At 68.1% G+C, this 20,028-nt stretch carries 17 protein-coding genes and 1 riboswitch; of the genes, 9 read left to right on the top strand and 8 right to left on the bottom strand.

Annotated elements, in window-relative coordinates; translation table 11 throughout:
• Positions 1 to 101: 101 nt before the first annotated feature.
• Positions 102 to 1,709: a (2,3-dihydroxybenzoyl)adenylate synthase gene (locus NM2_RS18025; RefSeq protein WP_067670060.1), complete on the bottom strand. Its 1,608-nt coding sequence runs from the start codon at positions 1,707 to 1,709 to the stop codon at positions 102 to 104.
• Between the two features lie 148 nt (positions 1,710 to 1,857).
• Between NM2_RS18025 and NM2_RS18020 the strand changes: the two genes are divergently transcribed.
• Together NM2_RS18020 and NM2_RS18015 are read left to right on the top strand one after the other, a co-directional pair.
• Positions 1,858 to 2,736 carry an oxidoreductase gene (locus NM2_RS18020; RefSeq protein ID WP_067670058.1) on the top strand — a complete coding sequence of 293 codons (879 nt, stop codon included), beginning with the start codon at positions 1,858 to 1,860 and terminating at the stop codon, positions 2,734 to 2,736.
• 107 nt (positions 2,737 to 2,843) lie between these two features.
• Positions 2,844 to 3,317 (top strand): carboxymuconolactone decarboxylase family protein, encoded by a 474-nt coding sequence (locus NM2_RS18015; protein WP_067670056.1) that lies wholly within the window; start codon positions 2,844 to 2,846, stop codon positions 3,315 to 3,317.
• Positions 3,318 to 3,342: 25 nt separating this feature from the next.
• Here the strand turns inward: NM2_RS18015 and NM2_RS18010 are convergent, their stop codons facing one another.
• Positions 3,343 to 4,800: a wax ester/triacylglycerol synthase domain-containing protein gene (locus NM2_RS18010; protein WP_067670054.1), complete on the bottom strand. Its 1,458-nt coding sequence runs from the start codon at positions 4,798 to 4,800 to the stop codon at positions 3,343 to 3,345.
• A 342-nt stretch (positions 4,801 to 5,142) separates the two neighbouring features.
• On the opposite strand from NM2_RS18010, the gene NM2_RS18005 reads away from it, so the two are divergent.
• Positions 5,143 to 6,228, top strand: a complete 1,086-nt coding sequence (locus NM2_RS18005) for a 3-deoxy-7-phosphoheptulonate synthase (protein WP_067670052.1) — start codon at positions 5,143 to 5,145, stop codon at positions 6,226 to 6,228.
• 144 nt (positions 6,229 to 6,372) lie between these two features.
• Here the strand turns inward: NM2_RS18005 and NM2_RS18000 are convergent, their stop codons facing one another.
• Positions 6,373 to 7,548, bottom strand: a complete 1,176-nt coding sequence (locus tag NM2_RS18000) for a pyridoxal phosphate-dependent aminotransferase (RefSeq protein ID WP_067670101.1) — start codon at positions 7,546 to 7,548, stop codon at positions 6,373 to 6,375.
• Between the two features lie 261 nt (positions 7,549 to 7,809).
• Between NM2_RS18000 and NM2_RS17995 the strand changes: the two genes are divergently transcribed.
• From NM2_RS17995 to NM2_RS17980, 4 genes are all read left to right on the top strand, one after another.
• Positions 7,810 to 9,468, top strand: a complete 1,659-nt coding sequence (locus NM2_RS17995; protein WP_067670099.1) for a DNA repair helicase XPB — start codon at positions 7,810 to 7,812, stop codon at positions 9,466 to 9,468.
• A 33-nt stretch (positions 9,469 to 9,501) separates the two neighbouring features.
• Entirely contained in the window at positions 9,502 to 10,179 is a 678-nt protein-coding gene (locus NM2_RS17990) for a DUF3239 domain-containing protein (protein WP_245718093.1), read from the top strand.
• A 35-nt stretch (positions 10,180 to 10,214) separates the two neighbouring features.
• Positions 10,215 to 10,859: a LysE family translocator gene (locus tag NM2_RS17985; RefSeq protein WP_067670050.1), complete on the top strand. Its 645-nt coding sequence runs from the start codon at positions 10,215 to 10,217 to the stop codon at positions 10,857 to 10,859.
• 103 nt (positions 10,860 to 10,962) lie between these two features.
• Positions 10,963 to 12,372 carry a M1 family metallopeptidase gene (locus tag NM2_RS17980; RefSeq protein ID WP_067670048.1) on the top strand — a complete coding sequence of 470 codons (1,410 nt, stop codon included), beginning with the start codon at positions 10,963 to 10,965 and terminating at the stop codon, positions 12,370 to 12,372.
• Between the two features lie 339 nt (positions 12,373 to 12,711).
• Here NM2_RS17980 and NM2_RS17975 read toward each other — a convergent pair whose 3' ends face one another.
• A complete protein-coding gene (locus NM2_RS17975) occupies positions 12,712 to 15,108 on the bottom strand; it encodes a helicase-associated domain-containing protein (RefSeq protein ID WP_084531202.1) in 2,397 nt (798 codons plus the stop codon).
• Between the two features lie 109 nt (positions 15,109 to 15,217).
• Between NM2_RS17975 and NM2_RS17970 the strand changes: the two genes are divergently transcribed.
• On the top strand, positions 15,218 to 15,406 hold the full coding sequence (locus NM2_RS17970; RefSeq protein ID WP_067670046.1) for a hypothetical protein: 189 nt from the start codon (positions 15,218 to 15,220) through the stop codon (positions 15,404 to 15,406).
• Between the two features lie 93 nt (positions 15,407 to 15,499).
• Here NM2_RS17970 and NM2_RS17965 read toward each other — a convergent pair whose 3' ends face one another.
• Positions 15,500 to 16,168 carry a transglycosylase family protein gene (locus tag NM2_RS17965; RefSeq protein WP_067670044.1) on the bottom strand — a complete coding sequence of 223 codons (669 nt, stop codon included), beginning with the start codon at positions 16,166 to 16,168 and terminating at the stop codon, positions 15,500 to 15,502.
• 8 nt (positions 16,169 to 16,176) lie between these two features.
• A riboswitch (cyclic di-AMP (ydaO/yuaA leader) is annotated at positions 16,177 to 16,375 on the bottom strand.
• A 287-nt stretch (positions 16,376 to 16,662) separates the two neighbouring features.
• Positions 16,663 to 16,896, bottom strand: a complete 234-nt coding sequence (locus tag NM2_RS17960; protein WP_067670093.1) for a hypothetical protein — start codon at positions 16,894 to 16,896, stop codon at positions 16,663 to 16,665.
• A gap of 182 nt (positions 16,897 to 17,078) precedes the next feature.
• Here NM2_RS17960 and NM2_RS17955 point away from each other — a divergent pair, with 182 nt between their 5' ends.
• The gene (locus NM2_RS17955; protein WP_174557411.1) at positions 17,079 to 17,501 is read left to right on the top strand and encodes a cold-shock protein; all 423 of its coding nucleotides are present in this window, start codon (positions 17,079 to 17,081) and stop codon (positions 17,499 to 17,501) included.
• Between the two features lie 161 nt (positions 17,502 to 17,662).
• Here the strand turns inward: NM2_RS17955 and NM2_RS17950 are convergent, their stop codons facing one another.
• Positions 17,663 to 18,196 carry a DUF2771 domain-containing protein gene (locus NM2_RS17950; protein ID WP_067670040.1) on the bottom strand — a complete coding sequence of 178 codons (534 nt, stop codon included), beginning with the start codon at positions 18,194 to 18,196 and terminating at the stop codon, positions 17,663 to 17,665.
• Complete coding sequence (locus NM2_RS17945) at positions 18,193 to 19,959, bottom strand: MFS transporter (protein ID WP_218025945.1); 1,767 nt, start codon at positions 19,957 to 19,959, stop codon at positions 18,193 to 18,195. Before NM2_RS17945 ends, NM2_RS17950 begins: the two co-directional genes overlap by 4 nt.
• Positions 19,960 to 20,028: the final 69 nt, after the last annotated feature.

The following is a 20,028-nucleotide window of genomic DNA, read 5'->3' as shown; positions in this document are numbered from 1 at the left end:
GGGTATGGCAATTCGACTGGCTTCTCAGCTGTGTGGATAGGTCGGCAGCGGCCGGTGAGACGCCCGGCACCGCAAGCTCGCCCGAGCGCCGACCATCGCTCTCACAGTGTTGCGCGCAGGGCCTTCTTGTCGATCTTGCCGACGGCCGTGAGCGGTAGTGCGGTGGACAAGTGCAGCAGGTCGGGATGTTTGAACCCGGCCAGCCCTCGGTCGGTGAGGAACTGCTTGAGCTGGGCGAGGCTGGGGGCCTCGCCCTCGGTGACCAGGACGACGCAGACCTTCTCGCCCAGCGCCGGATCGGGCAGGCCGACGGCGGCGGCGTGCCGGATCGCGGGGTGGGCGAGCAGATGTTCCTCGAGTTCGTCGCAGGAGACGTTCTCCCCGCCGCGATTGATCACATCCTTGATCCGGCCGGACACGATGAGATGCCCACTCGGTAACTGCCGCACCAGATCTCCGCTGCGGTAGTAGCCGTCGGGGGTGAAGGAGCGGGCATTGTGTTCCGGCGCACGGTAGTAGCCGCGCAGCGTGTAGGGCCCGCGGGTCAGCAGTTCGCCCTCCGCGCCGGGCGGGACGTCGTTGCCGTCGGCGTCGACGACGCGGATCTCGTCGTCGGGGGACAGCGGGCGGCCCTGGGTGGTGCACGCGATGTCCTCGGAATCGTCCAGGCGGGTGTAGTTGATCAGGCCCTCCGCCATGCCGAACACCTGCTGCACGGCCGCGCCCAGCGCCGGGCGCACGGTGCGGGCGTTCGCCTCGGCGAGTTTGGCCCCGCCGACCTGCAGCAGCCGCAGCGAGGACAGATCGGCGTCCTCCCATTCGGTTGCGGCGCACCATAATTGCGCCAGCGGCGGGACGACCGAGGTCACGGTCACCCGATGCCGTTCGATGGCGGCGAACGCGCATTCCGGACTCGGATCCGAGAGCAGGGCGACCGCCCCGCCGGTCGCGATCGTGCCCAGGATTCCGGGGCAGGACAGCGGAAAGTTGTGCGCCGCCGGCAGAGTCGCGAGATAGACGTCCTGCGGGCCGAATTCGCAGATCTCGGCGCTGGCGCGCGCGTTGTAGCCGTAGTCGTCGTGGGTGCGGGCGATGAGTTTGGGCAGACCGGTCGTTCCGCCGGAGACCAGCATCACCGCGATGGCGCTGGAGGGCACCTCGGGGAGGGAAGCACCTTCGCGGGGAAGCGAATCCAGCGCGGTGAACGGCCCCGGATCGCCGACGACGAATACCTGTCGCAGGCCGGGCACCCGGGTCCGCACCTGCGCAGCCAGTTCTCGATGGTCGAAATCGCCGACCCGATCCGCAGTGAGATATGCCACCGCACCGGACAATTCGGTCAGATGCTCGATCTCCGCACGCCGATGCGCGGGCAGGGTCAGCACCGGGATCGCCCCGGCGCGCAGCAGGCCGAACAGCGTCACCACGAATTCCGGGACGTTGGGCAACTGCACGAGCACCCGGTCGCCGGGTTCGATACCGGTGGCGAGGAACCCGTGCGCCATCCGGTCGGCCTCGGCGTCGAGTTCGCGATAGCTGCGCGGTGCGGCCTCGTCCAGCAGCGCCGGGCGATCCGGCCACCGCCGGGCCGCCTCGCGCAGCAGTTCACCGAGGGATCGGCCGTTCCAGTACCCGGCCGCGCGATATGCCTCGGCGAATTCGGCGGGGATGGGGGTGAATCCGTCGTGTGCGGTCGATGTCGATGTCACGGGTCCTGCCTCACGATCACGATGTAATCAGTGTGCCGATTACACAGGTTAGGCAACCCTATCTCATTGTGCTCGGAATGTGCTGTTCGGCCGTTCCGCGGGATCGTGGGTGGGGACGCGCCCGGGCCGGGCATCTAGACTTTGGAGCGTGAGTGATTGGGATATTGCCGACATCCCCGATCAGAGCGGCCGGACGTTCATCGTCACCGGCGCCAACAGCGGGCTGGGCGCGGTCACCGCGAGAGCCCTGGCCGGTGCGGGTGCGCAAGTGGTCATGGCCTGTCGCGACGAGGTGAAGGCGCGGGCGGTCGCGGACACCATCGGTGAGCGGGCGCAGGTGCGCCGGCTGGATCTGGCCGATCTGGATTCGGTGCGTGAATTCGCCGAATCCGTCGGCCCCACGGACGTGCTGATCAACAACGCCGGGGTGATGGCGCTGCCGCTGCGCCGCACCGCGCAGGGTTTCGAAATGCAGGTCGGCACAAATCATCTCGGTCATTTCGCGCTCGCCGGACTGCTGTTGGACAAGATCTCCGATCGGATCGTCACCGTGTCCAGCGGTGCGCATCTGATCGGGCGGATCGATCTGACCGACCTGAACTGGGAGCATCGCCGGTACGCGCGCTGGAAGGCCTACGGGCAGGCCAAACTGGCCAATCTGATGTTCGCCCGCGAGTTGCAGCGCCGACTGAGCGCACACGGTTCGTCGAAGATCTCCGTCGCCGCCCATCCCGGTTACGCGGCGACCGATCTGCAGTTCCACACCGAATCCCTGATCAGCGTGATCATGCCGCTGGGCAACCGCATCCTGGCGCAGAGTGCGGAGATGGGCGCGCTGCCCAGCCTCTACGCGGCCACCGCCGACGGCGTGGAGCCCGGCGGCTTCTACGGCCCCGACCGCCTGGGCGGACTGCGTGGCCACCCGGCCCTCAGCAGTTCCTCGGCCGCCTCCAAGGACGAGGTCAGCTCGCGCCGCCTGTGGGACCTGTCCGAACAGCTGACGAAGGTCACCTACCACTTCGGCTGACTTGTGAGGCAGGTCACTTTCCGGGCTGTCACACTGTGCTGAGCCGCGACGTCTTCTTGGTGTAGTGCCGCCGATGCGGCGGAAACAGCGAGAGTGAGGACGCAGTCATGGAAGCTCGCCTGAACGCATTCGAAATCGATGTCGTCTCGAAGGTCATCAAGCGGCTGGGCGCCGTCGGGCAGGTGCTCGACCAGTCCACGCTGCCCAAGCGCACCCAGGAATTGGTGAAGTTGCGGGCCAGCCAGATCAACGGTTGTGGGTTCTGCACCGATATGCACGCCAAGGACGCGGTGGCGGACGGGGAGGACTGGGTGCGGCTCAACCTGGTCGCGGCGTGGCGGGAGGCCACCGTATTCACCGAGCCCGAGCGGGCCGCGCTCGCGCTTGCCGAGGAGGGCACCCGGATCGCCGACGAGCAGACCGGCGTCAGTGACGAGGTCTGGGAGCAGGTGCGCAAGCACTACGACGACGAGCAGATCGGTGCGTTGATCTCGGTCATCGCGGTGATCAACGCCTACAACCGGTTCAACGTCATCGCGCAGACCCCCGCGGGCGGGTACGAGCCGGGCATGTTCGGCTGAGATTCGCCTCCCCCGCCCGGCGATGTCAACGTGTCGTCAGGTGCGGGGGACGATCGGGGGACACGACCGCCTCGTCCACGACGTCCCGCTGTGCGCCGGCGATGCCGTCGGCTCGATGAGCAGCCTCGCCGAGCACGGCGCGGAAGCCACCGGCGAGACACTCCCGCAGGACATCCGGGTCGGGCACAGCGGCGGTGTCGGCGTTGATCCCCACGCAGCAGGTCCCCGCATGGGAGATCAGGATCACGTTGAATGCCGTGCCGATCGTGGGGCCGAATGCGTACATCCGCTCGATTTCCGCACCGGCGATGTACATCGGCACGGGGGAGCCCGGGACGTTCGACGCGACGAAGTCCACATGCTTCAACATGGCGCCGACCATGCCGACGGGTAACCGATTCAGGGCGGCCGCCGCGGCTGCCGAATACGGCATAGCCGGTTCGCGACGGCACTTCACCACCACTGTGTGCAAGGCGCGCATCAGATCCGCGGGGTTCGAGGTGTCGGCGGGGAGGGCGAGCCTGGCCAACGTGAGTCGATTACCGCCGACCGGGTCGCCGGCCTTGCGCAGACTGATCGGCATTGTCACGCGAAGCCGCTCGATATCCGCGCCGTGACGTGCGTGGTAGGCGCGCGAACCCAGCACGATCGCGGCCAGGAAGGCGTCGTTGATCGTGCAGCCCGTGCCGTGCGCCGCCTCGCGCAATTGCGCGACCGGCACATCGAGCGTCGCGAACCGCCGTCCGAGACCACGCTTCGTCATCACCGGGGACCAGGTATCGGTCACGGGCCACACCAGATGTGCGAAAGATACGGCCATGGCCGCGCTGTCCCGGATGGTTCGCAACGGATCGCGCACCGCTCGCCGGGCCAGGGGCAGCAGGCGCGCCAGACCGCCGCGCGCCAGCGCCGAACCGACGGCCCGGTTCCAGGCCAGGATGTCGGCTAACTCGCCGGGTCGCGCGCGGGGCCGCTCGGGCGCCGGGCCGCGATCACTGGCGGACCGGGTGAAATCGACGATCTCGTTCGCCAGCTGGATGCCGCCCAGACCGTCGCTGAGCGAATGATGAAACTTGAGAACCAGCGCTGCCTTACCGCCGGTCAGGCCGGTCAGCAGGGTCAGCTGCCACAGCGGCCGCACCGGATCGAAGGCGGTCATCGCCTCGTAGCGCGCGAACTCCAGTACCGACGAAACCTCCGTCGACGCGGGCAGCGCGATGTGCCGCACATGCCAGGACAGGTCGAAATCGGTGTCGGGTGTCCACCGCGGCGGAGCCAAGCCGATCGGCAACGCGACCAGTCTGTCCCGGAATTTCGGTGCCACTCGCGATGCGCGATCCACCGTCCGCAGCAACCGACTCACCTCCGGGGCGGCGTCCAGGATCAGGATCGACACGACCGTCGAGCGCAGGATCGCATCACGCTCCATGGTCCAGGAGAACAGGTCCGACTGGCTCAAATGGTATTCGCGTGGGTCGGTCATCGGCTTGCCTTCGAATGCCTGACGCCGGATGCGCACCGTCGACCGGGGGCCCTGCGTCAGATCTCTCTACCGCTGAGAAAGCGAGCCTATCCGGCCCAGCTGGTACGCCGGTAGAGACCGAACGCCTACCCGGCCACGCCCTAAGGCCCTAATAGCCCTACCGTCCGTGCAATTGCGCTGTGCTACAGTCGCCGACGTGCAGCGCGTGTATTTCTGGTTTATCTCCCCGGCCCCGGGTGGGCCGGTCGGTGAACCGCGCTGACCTAATCCACCCCGAGCCGGACTGCCGGCTCGACGGGTACTTCCTCTCGGTGGGCCGGACCGGAGATCAGGATCCACACGATGACAACCGCAGCCGATGCCGCCGCGAACCCCCTCGCCGATCTGGACGACCGTCGCACCCTGAGCGTGAGCCCGCTGCTCTCGCCCGCCGACGTGCGACGTGCGCACCCCATCGATAACGCCCTCGCCGATGTCGTCCGGGCCGGCCGCAAGGCCACCGTCGACGTGCTGAACGGCACCGACGAACGCCTGATGGTCGTCGTCGGGCCGTGTTCGGTGCACGATCCCGCGGCGGCGATGGACTACGCGCGGCGGCTGGCCGCCAAGGCCGCCGAACTGTCCGACCGGCTGCACGTGGTGATGCGGGTGTACTTCGAGAAGCCGCGCACCACGCTCGGCTGGAAGGGCCTGATCAACGATCCGCATCTTGACGGATCGTTCGACGTCAACACCGGTCTGGGGCTGGGACGCCGGCTGCTGGTCGACATCACCGCGCTCGGTCTGCCGGTCGCCTGTGAATTCCTCGATCCGATCACCCCGCAGTACATCGCCGATCTGGTCTCCTACGGCGCGATCGGCGCGCGCACCGCGGCCAGCCAGGTGCATCGGCAGCTGTCGAGTGCGCTGTCCATGCCGGTCGGCATCAAGAACGGCACCGACGGTGATGTGCAGGTCGCCGTGGACGGTGTGCGTGCGGCCGGGGCCAGCCACGTTTTCCCGGGGACCGATCTGGACGGTCGTTCCGCGCTGATCCGCACGTCCGGAAATCCGGACTGCCACGTCATCCTGCGCGGCGGCAGCAACGGCACCAACTACGACGCCGCCTCCGTCGCCGAGGCATGCCTGCGGTTGGAGAAGGCGCAGCTGCCCCAGCGAGTCGTGGTCGACGCCAGCCACGGCAACAGCAACAAGGACCACAACCGTCAGGTCGACGTCGTCACCGATATCGCCGAACGTCTCGCCGCGGGCGACCGCCGCGTCGTCGGGCTGATGATGGAGAGCTTCCTGGTCGCGGGCCGCCAGGACCTGACCCTCGGCCGCGCCGCCGACCTCACCTACGGCCAGTCCATCACCGACGCCTGCCTCGACTGGAACATCACCGCAGCCCAATTGGACCGCCTCGCGGCTGCCGTCACCCCTCGGTGAGTTCTGGCGCAGTCCGATCCGCACCCACCGACCTTTCCGATGTCCTGACAGGCAACAGGGAGACGAGTGGGTTCGGACCGGACCGCGACAGTGCCTCGGTGGGGTGCAGATTGTCGTCGCGGTGAGCGTGGGGGTACGCCGAGGTCACGGGGAGGCGGGGTGAGCGTGCAGGCGGCGGATGCCCTCTGTGATGGTTTCCTCCTTCTTGCAGAAGGTGAAGCGCACCAGGCGATTCCAGGATTCGGCGTCGTCGGCGAAGACCGACAGGGGCACGGCGGCCACGCCGAGGCGCTCGGGCAGTTCGCGGCAGAAGGTCATCGCGTCGTCGGCGGTGAGAGGGGTGATGTCGGCGCAGACGAAATAGGTTCCGTCGCTGCGTTTGACGCCGAATCCGGCCTCGGCGAGGGCCTTGGACAGGCGGACGCGCTTGTCCGACAACGTATCCCGCAACGTCGCCACCCAGGGCAGTTCGTGTTCGAGGGCGTACGCGACCGCGGGCTGGAACGGGCCGCCGCCGACGAAGGTGAGGAACTGTTTGGCCGCCAGGACGCCGTCCAGCAGCGGCGCGGGTGCGCAGGCCCAGCCGATCTTCCAGCCGGTGACGCTGAAAGTCTTTGCGGCACTGGATATCACGACGGTTCGCTCGAACATTCCGGGCAGGGTGGAGATGCTGATGTGCTCGTGCCCGTCGAAGGTGAGGTGTTCGTACACCTCGTCGGTCACCACGATGAGGTCGTGTTCGCGGGCCAGCTCGGCGATGGCCAGCAGATCCGCGCGGCCCAGCACCGTCCCGGTCGGGTTGTGTGGCGAATTCAACAGCAGCAGACGGGTTTTCGCGGTGATCGCGGCACGCAGGCTGTCCAGGTCCAGGGCGAAACCGTCGCCGTCGGGCACCAGCCGGGCGGTGCGCCGGGTGGCGCCGGCCAATGCGACCGCCGCGGCGTAGGAGTCGTAGTACGGCTCGATCAGCACCACTTCCATGCCGGGCTCGACCAGACCGAGCACCGCGGCGCTGATCGCCTCGGTGGCCCCGACCGTGACCAGGATCTCGCTGTCCGGGTCGTACCGGGTGCCGTACCGCTCGCCGCGATCCCGTGCGATCGCCTGCCGCAGGGCCGGCACCCCGCGACCGGGCGGGTACTGGTTGAACCCGTCGGCGATGGCGCGCTCGGCCGCCTCGAGCATGGCTGCCGGACCGTTCGAGTCCGGGAATCCCTGCCCGAGATTGACCGCGCCGTGACGCACGGCGAGTTCGGTCATCTCGGCGAAGATCGTCGAGGCGAACGGGCGCAGGCGGGTGACCGTGGGCGGGTTCTGCATGCTCACAACGTAGCGCGCGGGATCCGGGGCGATGCCGGGCGCCGCGGCCACGGCTCGTATATCGAGCCCGGCGGATGGGAAGATCACCCGAGGGTGCGGCGTTGCAGCAGGGGATGGGCACCCGGTCGGGCGGTGCAGTTCGCGCGAACGCGTCGTATCAACCTTCTGAGCGGGTACATTGCGTGCTCACCCCCGGTGGCGGCGGTCGTGTCGGTCCCATCGGCAACAATGGACCCCGGCCCGCGAACCGCAGGAGGCGCCGTGACAGATGGACCACTCATCGTTCAGAGCGACAAGACCCTCTTGCTCGAAGTCGAGCACGAGCAGGCCGATGCCGCGCGTCAGGCGATCGCGCCGTTCGCCGAACTCGAGCGCGCGCCCGAACATGTGCACACCTATCGGGTGACCCCGCTCGCGCTGTGGAATGCGCGCGCGGCCGGGCACGATGCCGAGCAGGTCGTCGACGCGCTGGTGAAGTACTCCCGATACGCGGTGCCGCAGCCGCTGCTGGTCGATGTCGTGGACACCATGGCCCGGTACGGGCGGCTGCAACTGATGAAACATCCCGCGCACGGGCTGGTGCTGATCAGCCTCGATCGCGCGGTGCTGGAAGAGATCCTGCGGCACAAGAAGATCCAGCCCATGCTCGGCGCGCGCATCGATGACGACACGGTCGTGGTGCACCCGTCCGAACGCGGCCGGATCAAGCAGATGCTGCTCAAGGTGGGCTGGCCCGCCGAGGATCTGGCCGGATACGTCGACGGCGAGGCGCACGCGATCGACCTGGACTTCGGCACCCACGCATGGCACCTGCGCGACTATCAGGAACTGGCCGCGGATTCGTTCTGGGCGGGCGGTTCGGGTGTGGTGGTGTTGCCCTGCGGCGCGGGTAAGACCATGGTCGGCGCGGCCGCGATGGCCAAGGCCCAGGCCACCACGCTGATCCTGGTGACCAATACGGTCGCGGGCCGGCAGTGGCGGCGCGAGCTGCTGGCGCGCACCTCGCTCACCGAGGACGAGATCGGTGAATACTCCGGCGAGCGCAAGGAGATCCGCCCGGTCACCATCGCGACATACCAGGTCATCACCCGTAAGACCAAGGGCGAGTACCGGCATCTGGAACTGTTCGACAGCCGCGACTGGGGACTGGTCATCTACGACGAGGTGCATCTGCTGCCCGCCCCGGTCTTCCGGATGACGGCCGATCTGCAATCGCGCCGCCGCCTCGGTCTCACCGCGACCCTGGTCCGCGAGGACGGCCGCGAGGGCGATGTGTTCTCGCTGATCGGCCCCAAGCGGTACGACGCGCCCTGGAAGGATATCGAGGCGCAGGGCTGGATCGCCCCGGCCGACTGCATCGAGGTGCGGGTGACGCTCACCGACGCCGAACGCATGGCCTACGCGACCGCCGAACCCGAGGAACGCTACAAGCTGTGCTCCACCGCGCGCACCAAACTTCCCGTGGTGGAGTCGATCCTCGCGCGGCACAAGGACGCTCCGAGCCTGGTCATCGGCGCCTATCTGGATCAGCTGGACGAACTGGGCGAACATCTGAACGCCCCGGTGATCCAGGGCTCGACCCGCACCAGGGAGCGCGAGGCGCTGTTCGACGCGTTCCGCAACGGCGAAATTCCGGTGCTGGTGGTGAGCAAGGTGGCCAACTTCTCCATCGATCTTCCCGAAGCGTCTGTGGCAGTACAGGTTTCGGGCACCTTCGGCTCCCGCCAGGAGGAGGCTCAGCGGCTCGGCCGATTGCTGCGCCCGAAACACGATGGCGGGCAGGCGCACTTCTATTCTGTGGTGTCCCGCGACACGCTGGATGCAGAATATGCTGCGCACAGGCAGCGTTTCCTGGCCGAACAGGGGTATGCCTACCGGATCACCGACGCCGACGACCTGTTGGGCCCCGCGATCGGCTAGGCCAGTCGATCAACCGGACGGAGGAACCTGGTAATGGCTGAACCCGTGCGAGGTTTGCAGTTCGTGGTTGATCGCGAACATGCGCGCGCGGTGAATGAGGTCGTCGCGGATACTCGCAGGCTTCGATTCCTGGCGTTCACCGCGACCGTCGTGCTCGGGCTCGGCACCGCCGGGCTGATCTGGTTGAACCATCCGTATTCGTTCCTGCTGGCCGTCGCCTTCGCACTGGGCACCGTTACCTCGTTGTTCGTGGCGCTGTGGTCCCCGCATCGCGCCCGGATCGAAAAGCTGTATGCCGAGGGCGAACTCGTCCCGGCGATCGTCTCGGATCGGCAGCCGCGCGGTGCGCTGCTGCTGGCCCTGGTCAACGTGGCCAAATCCGATGCCGCGCCGCGCTATGCGCTGATCACCCGCACCGTGCGATCGCTACCCGGACATCGCTCCTGGCCCGGTGAGCGGATCCCCTCGGTGACCGTGCGGGCCGATCGCGCACCGCTGTCCGTCGGCGGGCTGCGGCAGTCGATCGGCGCGATGCCGATCGCCTGGGGCACCCGCGATCCGGAGGTCATCGAGCGTGCCCGCGAAGCCATTTCCGAGGCCGAGTGGAAACTGCTGGCCGACAACCGATCCCTGGCCGAGAAGGTGCGCACCGCCGATTTCGGCCGCCTCCTGCTCGATCCGCACCAGCTGCCCGAGGAACTGCGCGGATAGCCAAAAGCCCTTGCGCGCCTTCGTATGATCGAAAGATGGTGCCCGCCGCAAATCTGCTCGCATTCATCGTGGCCGGAACGATCATCATCGTGATTCCCGGACCGGGCGTCCTGTTCACCATCGGTCGCGCGCTGACCGACGGCAAACGGGCAGCGCTGGTTTCGGTGCTGGGGCATGCCCTCGGCGTGCAGGCCATGCTGGCGCTGGTCGCGGCCGGGCTCGGCACGCTGGTCGCGGCCTCGGCGATCGCGTTGACGATCGTCAAGATCGGCGGCGGGCTGTATCTGATCTACATCGGCGCGCAGGCGATCCGGCAGCGGCGTTCGCTGCGGACGGCGCTGGCCGCCTCGACCTCCGCGCAACCGGCGGCGCATCGGCGGGTGTTCCGGCAGGGATTCATCGTCGGGGTGACCAATCCGAAGGCGATCATCTTCTTCTCCGCGATGCTGCCGCAGTTCGTGGATCGCGCGCACGGCTCGGTGCCGTTGCAGATGCTGATTCTGGGCTGGATATTCCTGTTCATCGCGTTGGTTTCGGACAGTGCCTGGGCGTTGCTGGCCGGTACCGCCCGCGACTGGTTCGCGCGGTCGCCGCGGCGTCTGGAGGCCGTCGGCGGGGCCGGGGGTGTGATGATCATGGGTCTGGGGGCGAGTGTGGCGGTCTCGGGCACGGGCGGCTGATCGCGGACGATCGGCCTGGTGCGCCGCTCCGGCCTGGGCTTTCGCGTGGGTTAGCATCGACCGTCGCCGGAACCCGTGTGCCGAGAAGGGGTGGAGAGTCCGCATGACATCGTGCAAATGGCTGTGCGCAGTCCTGGCCGGTGCGCTGCTGGCGGTCGGGGCGTCGCTGCCCGCGCAGGCGCAGCCGCCTGCCGATCCGTTGGTCGGCGCGCCGGGTCTCGGCGATCCCTACTATCCCGACGACGGAAACGGCGGCTATCACGTCGGCCATTACGCCGTCGCCATCGATTACGATCCGCCGACACACAAGCTGACCGGGAACGCACGGCTGGACGCGGTCTCTACCCAGCCGCTGCGGATGTTCGACCTGGACTTCAACGGCCCTGCCGTGCAACAGGTTTCGGTGAACAACCTGCCCGCCGGATTCGCGCGCATCGGCGACCACAAGCTGAACATCACACCGGCCCTGCCGATTCTGCCCGGACTTCCGTTCACGGTGACCGTCCGCTACTCCGGTATCGAGGCGAACAGTTCCGACCACGGCTGGACCATCTCACCCAGCGGCGGGGCGTTCGCCGCGGGTGAGCCGCATTCGGCGGCGACCTGGTATCCGCTCAACGACACTCCGCTGGACAAGGCCACCTTCGACCTGACCGTGACGGTCCCGCAGGAGTGGCAGGTCATCTCGAACGGGCTGCGCGTGCGCGACGAGGTGCACGGACCGCAGCGGACCGTGCAGTGGGCGACGCAGCATCCGGTGCTCGGGTATCTGACCACCGTCGCGATCGATCACCTGGATTTCCTGAATCAGCGTCGCGCGAACGGGATGCCGCTGATCAGCGCCTTCGCCGCGCGAGCGGTGGCGCGCAAGGACATCGAGCGGCGGCTGCCGGAGGTGCTGGATTTCCTCGAATCCCTGTACGGCCCATACCCGTTCGAGAGTGGCGGCGGCATCTACGTCGACACCGATCTGCCGTTCTCATTGGAGACCCAGACCCGGCCGATCTACGCCCCCTGGGCGACTCTGCACACGGTCGTCCATGAGAACACGCACCAGTGGTGGGGCGATTCGATGTCGGTGAAGAACTGGTCCGACGTCTGCCTGAACGAATGTTTCGCCAGCTACACCGCGGACTACCTGTGGCCGGAACGCAAGGAGGGCAAGGACGTCGACGCGCAGTACCGCAGCACGCTCACCCGGGAGCGCAACCGGCCCGAATACTGGCAGACGCGGCTGCAGAATCCCGGCGCCGGAAAGGAATTCACCTCGGTCTACTCCCGCGGCCCGCTTTTCCTGCACGCGTTGCGGCGTCTGATCGGCGACGGGGTCTTCTTCCCGTCGGTCGCCCAATTCGTGCGATCACACGCCTACGGTAACGCCTCGATGCCCGAGTTTCGCCAATACATGCAGTCCCGGACCCCGGTCGACCTGTCCGGCTTCTTCGCCGACTGGCTCGACGGCGCCACCCGCCCCGCCGACCGGTACCTCTATCCCGGGTCCCTGCACACCTGATCCGTTCGCTGACGCGGAGTCCGAACCCCCGGCACGTGGAATCGGCTGTCTGCCCGGCTGCTTCGGGCATCGAGGTCCTTGCGTCATCGCTCTCGGGGTAACGTGCGCGGCGCGCCGGGCGACAGTGACGGCACGTGTGTATCGCCCGAACGGTCTGTTGTGAGACGTGACGGTACGACACCGCTGACAATTGTGCTTACAATCTGTGCCGCAGGAATTTTCGAGGAAGGCCGGACAAATGAATATCTACGGACTCATGCTGCTGAGCAGCACTCTGGGCCGCTCCCTCGGATACCTCATGCTCGGCATAGAGGGTCTGTCGCATCAGTACCCGACGGATTATTGATCCACCAGCGCCACGGACGCGATCCGGTGCAGCGTGAAATTGCGTACCGCACCGGTTACCGGGTCCAGGGCATTCAATTGGCCGCCGGAGACCTGAAGCGGTTCGACGATGCGCTGGGTGGCAACCCCCTGGGCGTCGACATATCCGATGTGCACCGGGCGGCGCACCCGCACGGCCAGCTGTAGCAGGGCCATGGTGGCCGCGGTACTGGTGCGGGAACCGTCGGCGCGGACCGCCTGACCCGATTTCGCCTGTGCCGCACGCTCTCCGGCGCGTAGTTCGGCCACCAGCTGTCCGAGCTGTTCGCTACTGGGCAGGGTGGGCCGCCAGGCGTTGCGGGTATTCGGGCGGGCGGGAATCCGCGCACCGTGCGGACGCAGATCGACTATCGCGCCCGAGGAATCCTCACCCGCCGGACTGAATCCCGCTGCCCGCAGTTCGTCGAGCACCTCGGCGAGCGTGGCCTGCGAGATCGCCACCGTCGGCGCGACCGCCCGCAGCGCCAGTTGCTCGGCGACCGGTGCGGCCAGCACCTCGGCCAGCAGCGTGGGATCCTCACTGCGGACGAACGATTGCGCGATACCGGCCCGCAACCGGCCGTGCCGGCGGGCGACGTCATCGATCAGATAGGTCAGTGACTGCGGGACCGGGGTGCGCGAACGCGCGGTGAACAGCTGATGCAACTCGGCCGCGGTCATCCCGGCGTCCAGGGCGCGCCGCACCGATGTCTCGCCGATCCGGTAAACGGTTGCCGCACCGGCCGATTCGATATCGGCGACCAGTGCGATCCGGCCCTGCAGATCCGGGACCAGCGGTCCGGGCGCGATCACCGTCAGATCCGCCTGCACCAGCACGTGATCGACCGGATCCGGTAGCGCGGAATCCATTTCGGCCTCGGCATTGCGCAGCGCCTCCTCGGGAACGGCCGGATCGCCGGAGGTGGCCGGGCCGTGCAGCAACGCGCGTCCCGCGGAGGTCAGCGCACCACGCCCGGTCAGGCCCAGCGTCGCGGCCTCGGCGAGGGTGCGCTCGACCGCCTCGGTGTGAAAGTGCCTGCGCAGGCGGGGTTGCCGCCAGGCCAGCACCCGGGCCAGATCGGCGGCGGACACCGCGGAACCGGGCGCGGATTCGGCCAGCAGGCTCAGAATCGCCCGGCGATCCCGGATCGCGTGCATATTGCGCAGTTCCATCGACAATGCCGCGAGCGGTTTGTCATTGGCGTCGCGCAGACCGATCATCCAGGGAAAGCGATCCAATTCCAGCCAGGCGTGCGCGAGCGTCACCCAGCGGCGGGCCGGGGAATGTTCGCGCCAGCCATCGGCGGTGGTCGTGGGCGCCCAGCAGTCGTCGAGCGAGTCGTCCGGCGGCGGTGGTTCGGGAATTCCCTTGTCCAGCAGGCGCGCTGCCGCGAGCACCTCGGCGAGCAGGCCGACGCGGGTCTCCTCCACGCCGGTCTGTTTGGCGATGCGGCGCAACTCCCGCACCCCCAGTCCGCCGGAGCGCAGCGCGGGCGCGGGCGCGGTGCCCAGCACCTCGAGCATGTCCCCGCAGTGCCGCAGCAGCTCACCTACCTCGCCCGCCGCCGCGGCGTTGACATCGGCCGCGGTGTGTTTGACCGGGGTGGGACGCGGCGGCACGAGCGCATGCGGATCGGTCACCGGCTCGCGGCGCAGCACCTGCCCGACCGCGGGCGGGAGTTCGACGGTCTCCGCGTCGACCCAGTTCAGCAGGCGATGTGCGAGCAGACGCTGAATCGGGCGGTCCGGTGCGGTGCCGGGGGCCGCGTCGCGGGTGCGTCCGCGCGGACCGGTGGCGGCGAGTTTGTCCAGCAGGGCGCGTTCGGGGGGACCGATCTCGGTCAGCGCCTCGACGATCTCCGATTCGGTCAGCGCGTCGGGGAGTTCGGTGGTGCTGCCCAGCTGCCAGGGCAGCGCATCCTTCGCGGCCGCGACCACATGCAATTCCTTGGTGCCCCAGACCAGGGCGCGGGCGGTGAGGCGGGCCACGGCTGCGTCGACGGTCTTGGCGGGCACGCGATCTCCGAGAAGTTTGTGCAACTGCTTGCGCGGCAGCGGGGCGGCCGTGCGGCTCGGAAAGGCCGCACCGTGCACGGCCAGCGTCTCGATGATCGCGAAATCGAGCGTGTCGAGGTCGTCGCAGGCCCGCAGGACCGATGCACGCTGTTCGGCCCGCGCGGCCAGGACGGTCATCGACGCGGGCAGCGGTACGGCCAGGTCCGGGCGCAGTTCCAGCAGGGTGACCAGATCGTCGTCACCGCGGGCGGACAACCAGTCGGCCAGCGGCGCGGCACCGGCAGAGCCTCGGGTGGCGGGAGCGGCTCCCGTGGGACGGTCGTCCCCGGTCCGGGGCGTGCGGTCGGTCGTGGTCATCCTGTCCAGCGTACGGCGACGCGCCGGTGGGCGCTGGGGGGAGCCGTCCTGGTCGCCGAGTGCCCATGCGAGCGTGTACTGATCGGGGCGGTCGTGCCAGAATGATGCCGTGGTGAACAAATCGAAGAAACCCTACGTCGACAACGGCTGGCCCCAGCTTGCCAACGGTGACCACGCGGTCACCGAACTTTCGTCGACCCGTTCCGGTGGCCTTTCGCCGTTCGGTGAGGACATCGAGTTTCCGGTGCCGGCGGAAGAGATTCCCTATGTGCACCCGCACACGGTGATCAACCGCTGACCACGTAGCAGAGAAGGCCCCACATCCTCTCGGATGTGGGGCCTTCTCTTATTTCCCGATAAGAAAGCTGAAACGTGCCTCAGGCAGACCGAATCAGTTGGGCAGGAAGCTCTTGTTCGCCTCGAAGAAGTTGACCACGCTGGGATCGAGCTTGACGCCGCTGGCCTTGGCTGCCTTGTAAGCATCCATGGCCTGCTGCGGCAGCTGAATGCCGTGCTGCTGGGCGATCGTGATGCCCTTGTCGACAGTCTGGAAGACCTGCTGGGAGCCGTCCGGCGCGGCCTGCTGCTGCTGCACGGGGGCCTGCGAGTGAGTCGCGAGTTCCGGCTGAGCCTGCATGCGCGGAGTCGCCTGCTCGTTGGCGCTGGTAGCGGGAGCGGTGCGCTGCGTCGCGCCGCTGTGCAGACCGAGGTGCGACGAGCAGGAGGGCCAAGCGCCCCAGCCCTGGGTCGCGAGAACCTTCTCGGCGACCGCGATCTGCTGGTCCTTGCTGGCGTGCTCGGGGCTGGAGGCGTACTGCGTGCCGCCGTAGGAGGCCCAGGTGCTGGGCGTGAACTGCAGACCGCCGTGGAATCCGTTGCCGGTGTTGATGCCCCAGTTACCGCCGGACTCACACTGCGCGAGCTTGTCCCAGTCGGCGTCGGGAGCCGCGGCGGCGTGACCGGCGAGGGCAACGCCCGCACCACCCATCATCGCGCTCGTGACGGCGACCTTGGCGACGGTACGGCCGGTGTTGGTCGGCTTGCGATGGCGTCCACTCATATCGGGTGTCTTCCTCTCGTACGCGCCTGCGAGGTGAGCTGTCGGGTTCGGACTGAGAGGCCGTCCGGCCCTGGCACACCGGGTGGTGCACCGGGGCTTCACCCCAAGGAATCGGTCGTTGCCGGCCGGTTCCGCTTCCCTGCCTGTAAGGGAACGTGGGTTCCCCGCCCTCGCCCCTGTCTCCTTGGGGTCCGGTACCCGCGGGGCGAGGTTCGGTGCGGCGGGCCGGTGGTGTCGGGACTGCTCCCGACTGCGTTAGACGGTACGACGATCGCCGCGAAAAATCACTATTTGGTAACCGGCGTGTGCGGGCGGGTCGCGCTCGCGCCCAACGACTTCCGCGCGGCTTCTGTGCAGGTAAGTGGGTTGTCACGTATGCAAGTACGGTCCGTGACCACCCTGTGACCTCATCGTGATGTGACGAAGATCACATGTGTAGACCGATAGTGAACAGGGCATACCTGGTGTCGGCTGAACGGATTCGTCGAGCGGCCTCAGCGTGCCCGGCGGCCGGACCACAGCGCGAACGCGATCGCCAGCAGAAGTCCGCCCGGAGTCGCCACCATCGCGACAAGATACAGCCACAATCCCGGATGAGCGTCGGAGACCGCCGGAGTCAGGAATATAGCGATGATCGCCACCACTCCGATCGCGAACAGGCCCACGGCGACGGGCAGCAGCCGATCCGCGGCGCGGCGCGGCGGACGGTCAGAAGATGAATCCGGCATTGCTGCACCGTAAAACTGATGTGCTTCGGGAATGGTCACCGGGGTAGACTCGACGACATTCGCGTCCTGCATAGCTGTGTGGGGCGCGTTCTTTTCGCGAATGCAAGGGCGCCGGATGCATCTTCGGCGCCGATGACCGTGTCCGGGCCGTCCGGGCATTCGAAGACGAACGGGTGAGCGCAGTGCCGACCGGCAAGGTGAAGTGGTACGACGTCGAAAAGGGCTTTGGCTTCCTTTCCCAGGATGAGGGGGAGGACGTCTATGTTCGGTCGTCTGCGTTGCCCAAGGGTGTCGAGGGGTTGAAGCCCGGGCAACGGGTTGAGTTCGGGATGGCCGCCGGGCGCCGCGGACCGCAGGCGCTGAGCCTCAAACTGCTCGAGCCGCCGCCGTCCGTGCGCGGCGGACAAGGCCAGGGGCACAAGGAATCCGCGCCGCAGCATCCCCGCAAGGGGCCCGACGACCTGCACGGGATGATCGAGGACATGATCACCCTGCTGGAGGCGAAGGTGCAGCCGGATCTGCGCAAGGGCAAGTACCCGGACCGCAAGACCGCTCAGCGCATCGCCGAGGTCGTCCGCGGCGTCGCGCGCGAATTGGATCACTGAGCAGATCGTTTCCGTAGCCCCGGCGCACGATGTGTGCCGGGGCTACCGCGTGTCTCGGCATCGGACGCCGGTGGTGCGATCGTCCACCGCGAAACCTCGCCGCTGCGCGATGTTTTTGCGGGTGGTGTCCCGGAACGTATTCCGGCCGACGGCGATTCGCCTCAGGCGGTCTTGATCGACCAGGCCTGGTACGGGGTGAAGAACTCGTGCCCGGTCTCGTCGCGCGCGGGCAGGACCAGCTGGAGTTCGATTCCGGCGAGCCGCAGATTCGGGTCCGGACGGGACGGGACGGTCAGCGCGAGGGTGCCGGGTTCGAAGTCGCGGTACGTCTTGACGTCGCGGACCGCGGTCCGATTGTCGGGAAGGACGTACTCGCGCACCATGATCCACGGCGCGTCGGCCAGCTTCTTCGGCAGCGAGATCTGCACCGGGCCACCGGCGGGATCCAGCGGCACGGTGATATCGCTCTCCCGGCAGTTCAGGTTCAGCCGTCCGGAATCGGCGACCCCGGCCACCGTGCAGTAGCGGTAGGGGGCGACGGTGGCGGATTTGCCGTGCGCGTACACCGTCAGCACCGGATCCGGTGTGGTCGCGTTCCGTACGGCCACCGTGACGACGGCGGCTACGGCGACGATCACAACGAGCACGCCGGCCGCTGCCAGCGCGACGATCGTGCGGGTGCTGGGCTTGGTCACGGATTTCCTGTCGCTGGTCGGGATGCGGCGCCGGGCGGAGCGTCCACGTGGACCTCCTGCTTGGCGTGCTGTGGTCGGTTGCCGCCCAGACCGGGCAGCAGCGAATGCCCACGGTAGCTCACGAAGGTTTGCACCAATCCCAGTGCCAGCACCGCGGCTACCACGGCGAAGCCCTCCCACCACGTCGTGGGCAGCAGGACGCCGCCCGCGCCGCCGACCACCCAGGACAGTTGCAGCACCGTCTCCGATCGGCCGAAGCCCGACGCGATCGATTCCGGCGGCAGATCGTCCTGGATCGAGGCGTCCAGCGACACCTTCGCCAGGGCGCTGGCGCATGCGGCGACCAGGGTTGCCAGCGCCGCGCCCAGCAGATTGTCGGTCAGCGCCGCGACCACGGCGACGGCCGTGCAGGCGGCCGTGCAGAGCAGCACGATCAGGGCCGGACGTCCGAGTTTCATGCGCGCGCCGGTCGCATTGCCCGCGAAGTTCCCGATCGCCGCGGCCGCGCCGACCGCGCCCAGCATCGCGGCCTGGTGCACCGGACGGTGCTCGGTCGATTTCGCGACGAAGGCGACATAGAAGGTCAGGAATCCGGTGAGCACCCGGATGGCGCTGTTCCCCCACAGGCCGGTCACCACCGACCGGCCCAGTGGCTGACGGCGTTTGCTCGGCTTGATCGTGGAGGTCGCGTCGTCCTTGTCGAGAACCTCGCTGTCGCGGTGGTAGCCGAGCGTCGCGGGGACCTCGCCCTCGGTGACCTCGACCCAGGACGGAATGCGCAGGCTCAGATACGCTCCCGCGCCGGCGATCAGCGCGGCGAAGATCAGTGCGCCCGGCGATCCGGCGACCGCGGCGACCGCACCGGCCAGACCGCCCGCGCCCAGCGTGCCGCCGACCAGGCCGAAGACCGTGAGCCGGGAATTGGTGCGGACCAGATCGATATCCGGTGGCAGGACGCGCGGGGTCACCGCGCTCTTGAGCACCGCGAACGATTTGCTCAGAATCATCATCACCAGGGCCAGCGGATACAGCGCCCACCCGTTGAAATTGAAGATCAGCACGATCGCGACGACCGCGCGCACGGCGAACGACCCGGACAGCGCCAGTCTGCGGCCGCGTTGCAGCCGGTCCAGCATCGGCCCGATGAGCGGGGCGATCACCGCGAACGGCGCGATCGTGATCAGCAGATACAGCGCCACCTTGCTCTTGGACTCCGCGGTCTGCGCGGCGAAGAACAGGGTGTTGGCCAGGGATACGGCGATGGCCGCGTCCAGGGCGAAGTTGGCCATCGTCGCGTAAACCAGTGCGGTGAGCCCGGATTCGCCCGCGCCGTCGGCCTCGGCCGCGCGCTGGAACGTGCGCAAGCCGCGTCCGGTGAGTTCCACGCTGCGCATCGCCACGACCCGGGTGACGGTCAGCTTGCGCGGAGTCTTCGGCGGGTCGCCGGGATCGGTGCTGTCGGCGGGCGGGCCGGCTTGCGGCGGGGTGTCCCCTCGCGAGGCTTCCTCCAGCGGCCGGGTCGGCGGAGTCTCGGGTGACGTGCTGTCCCGCGACGACCGCGAGTGGCGCCAGGACAGGCGACGGGTCACGAATTCGGGCACATCCGGCTCGCCGCCGCGCCGCGGCAGGGGTGGCAGTCGATCGCGGGACGCGGTATGCGGCGGGGGGTACCGGTCGTAACCGGGATGTCGCTGGGTGAGCGGGGATTCCTCGCCGTCCCGCCGCCCCGGATCGGTACCGGAGGGGTCACGGGAGGCAGTCACAACGTAGATTCTCCCGCACTCGCGACGGATGTGCGGTCGGGGCCGGGTGTGATGCTGCCGTGTGGAAGT

The sequence above is a fragment of the Nocardia miyunensis NBRC 108239 genome, assembly GCF_001613065.1.
GTDB lineage: Bacteria > Actinomycetota > Actinomycetes > Mycobacteriales > Mycobacteriaceae > Nocardia > Nocardia miyunensis.
This window is presented reverse-complemented; position numbering and strand designations above follow the sequence as displayed.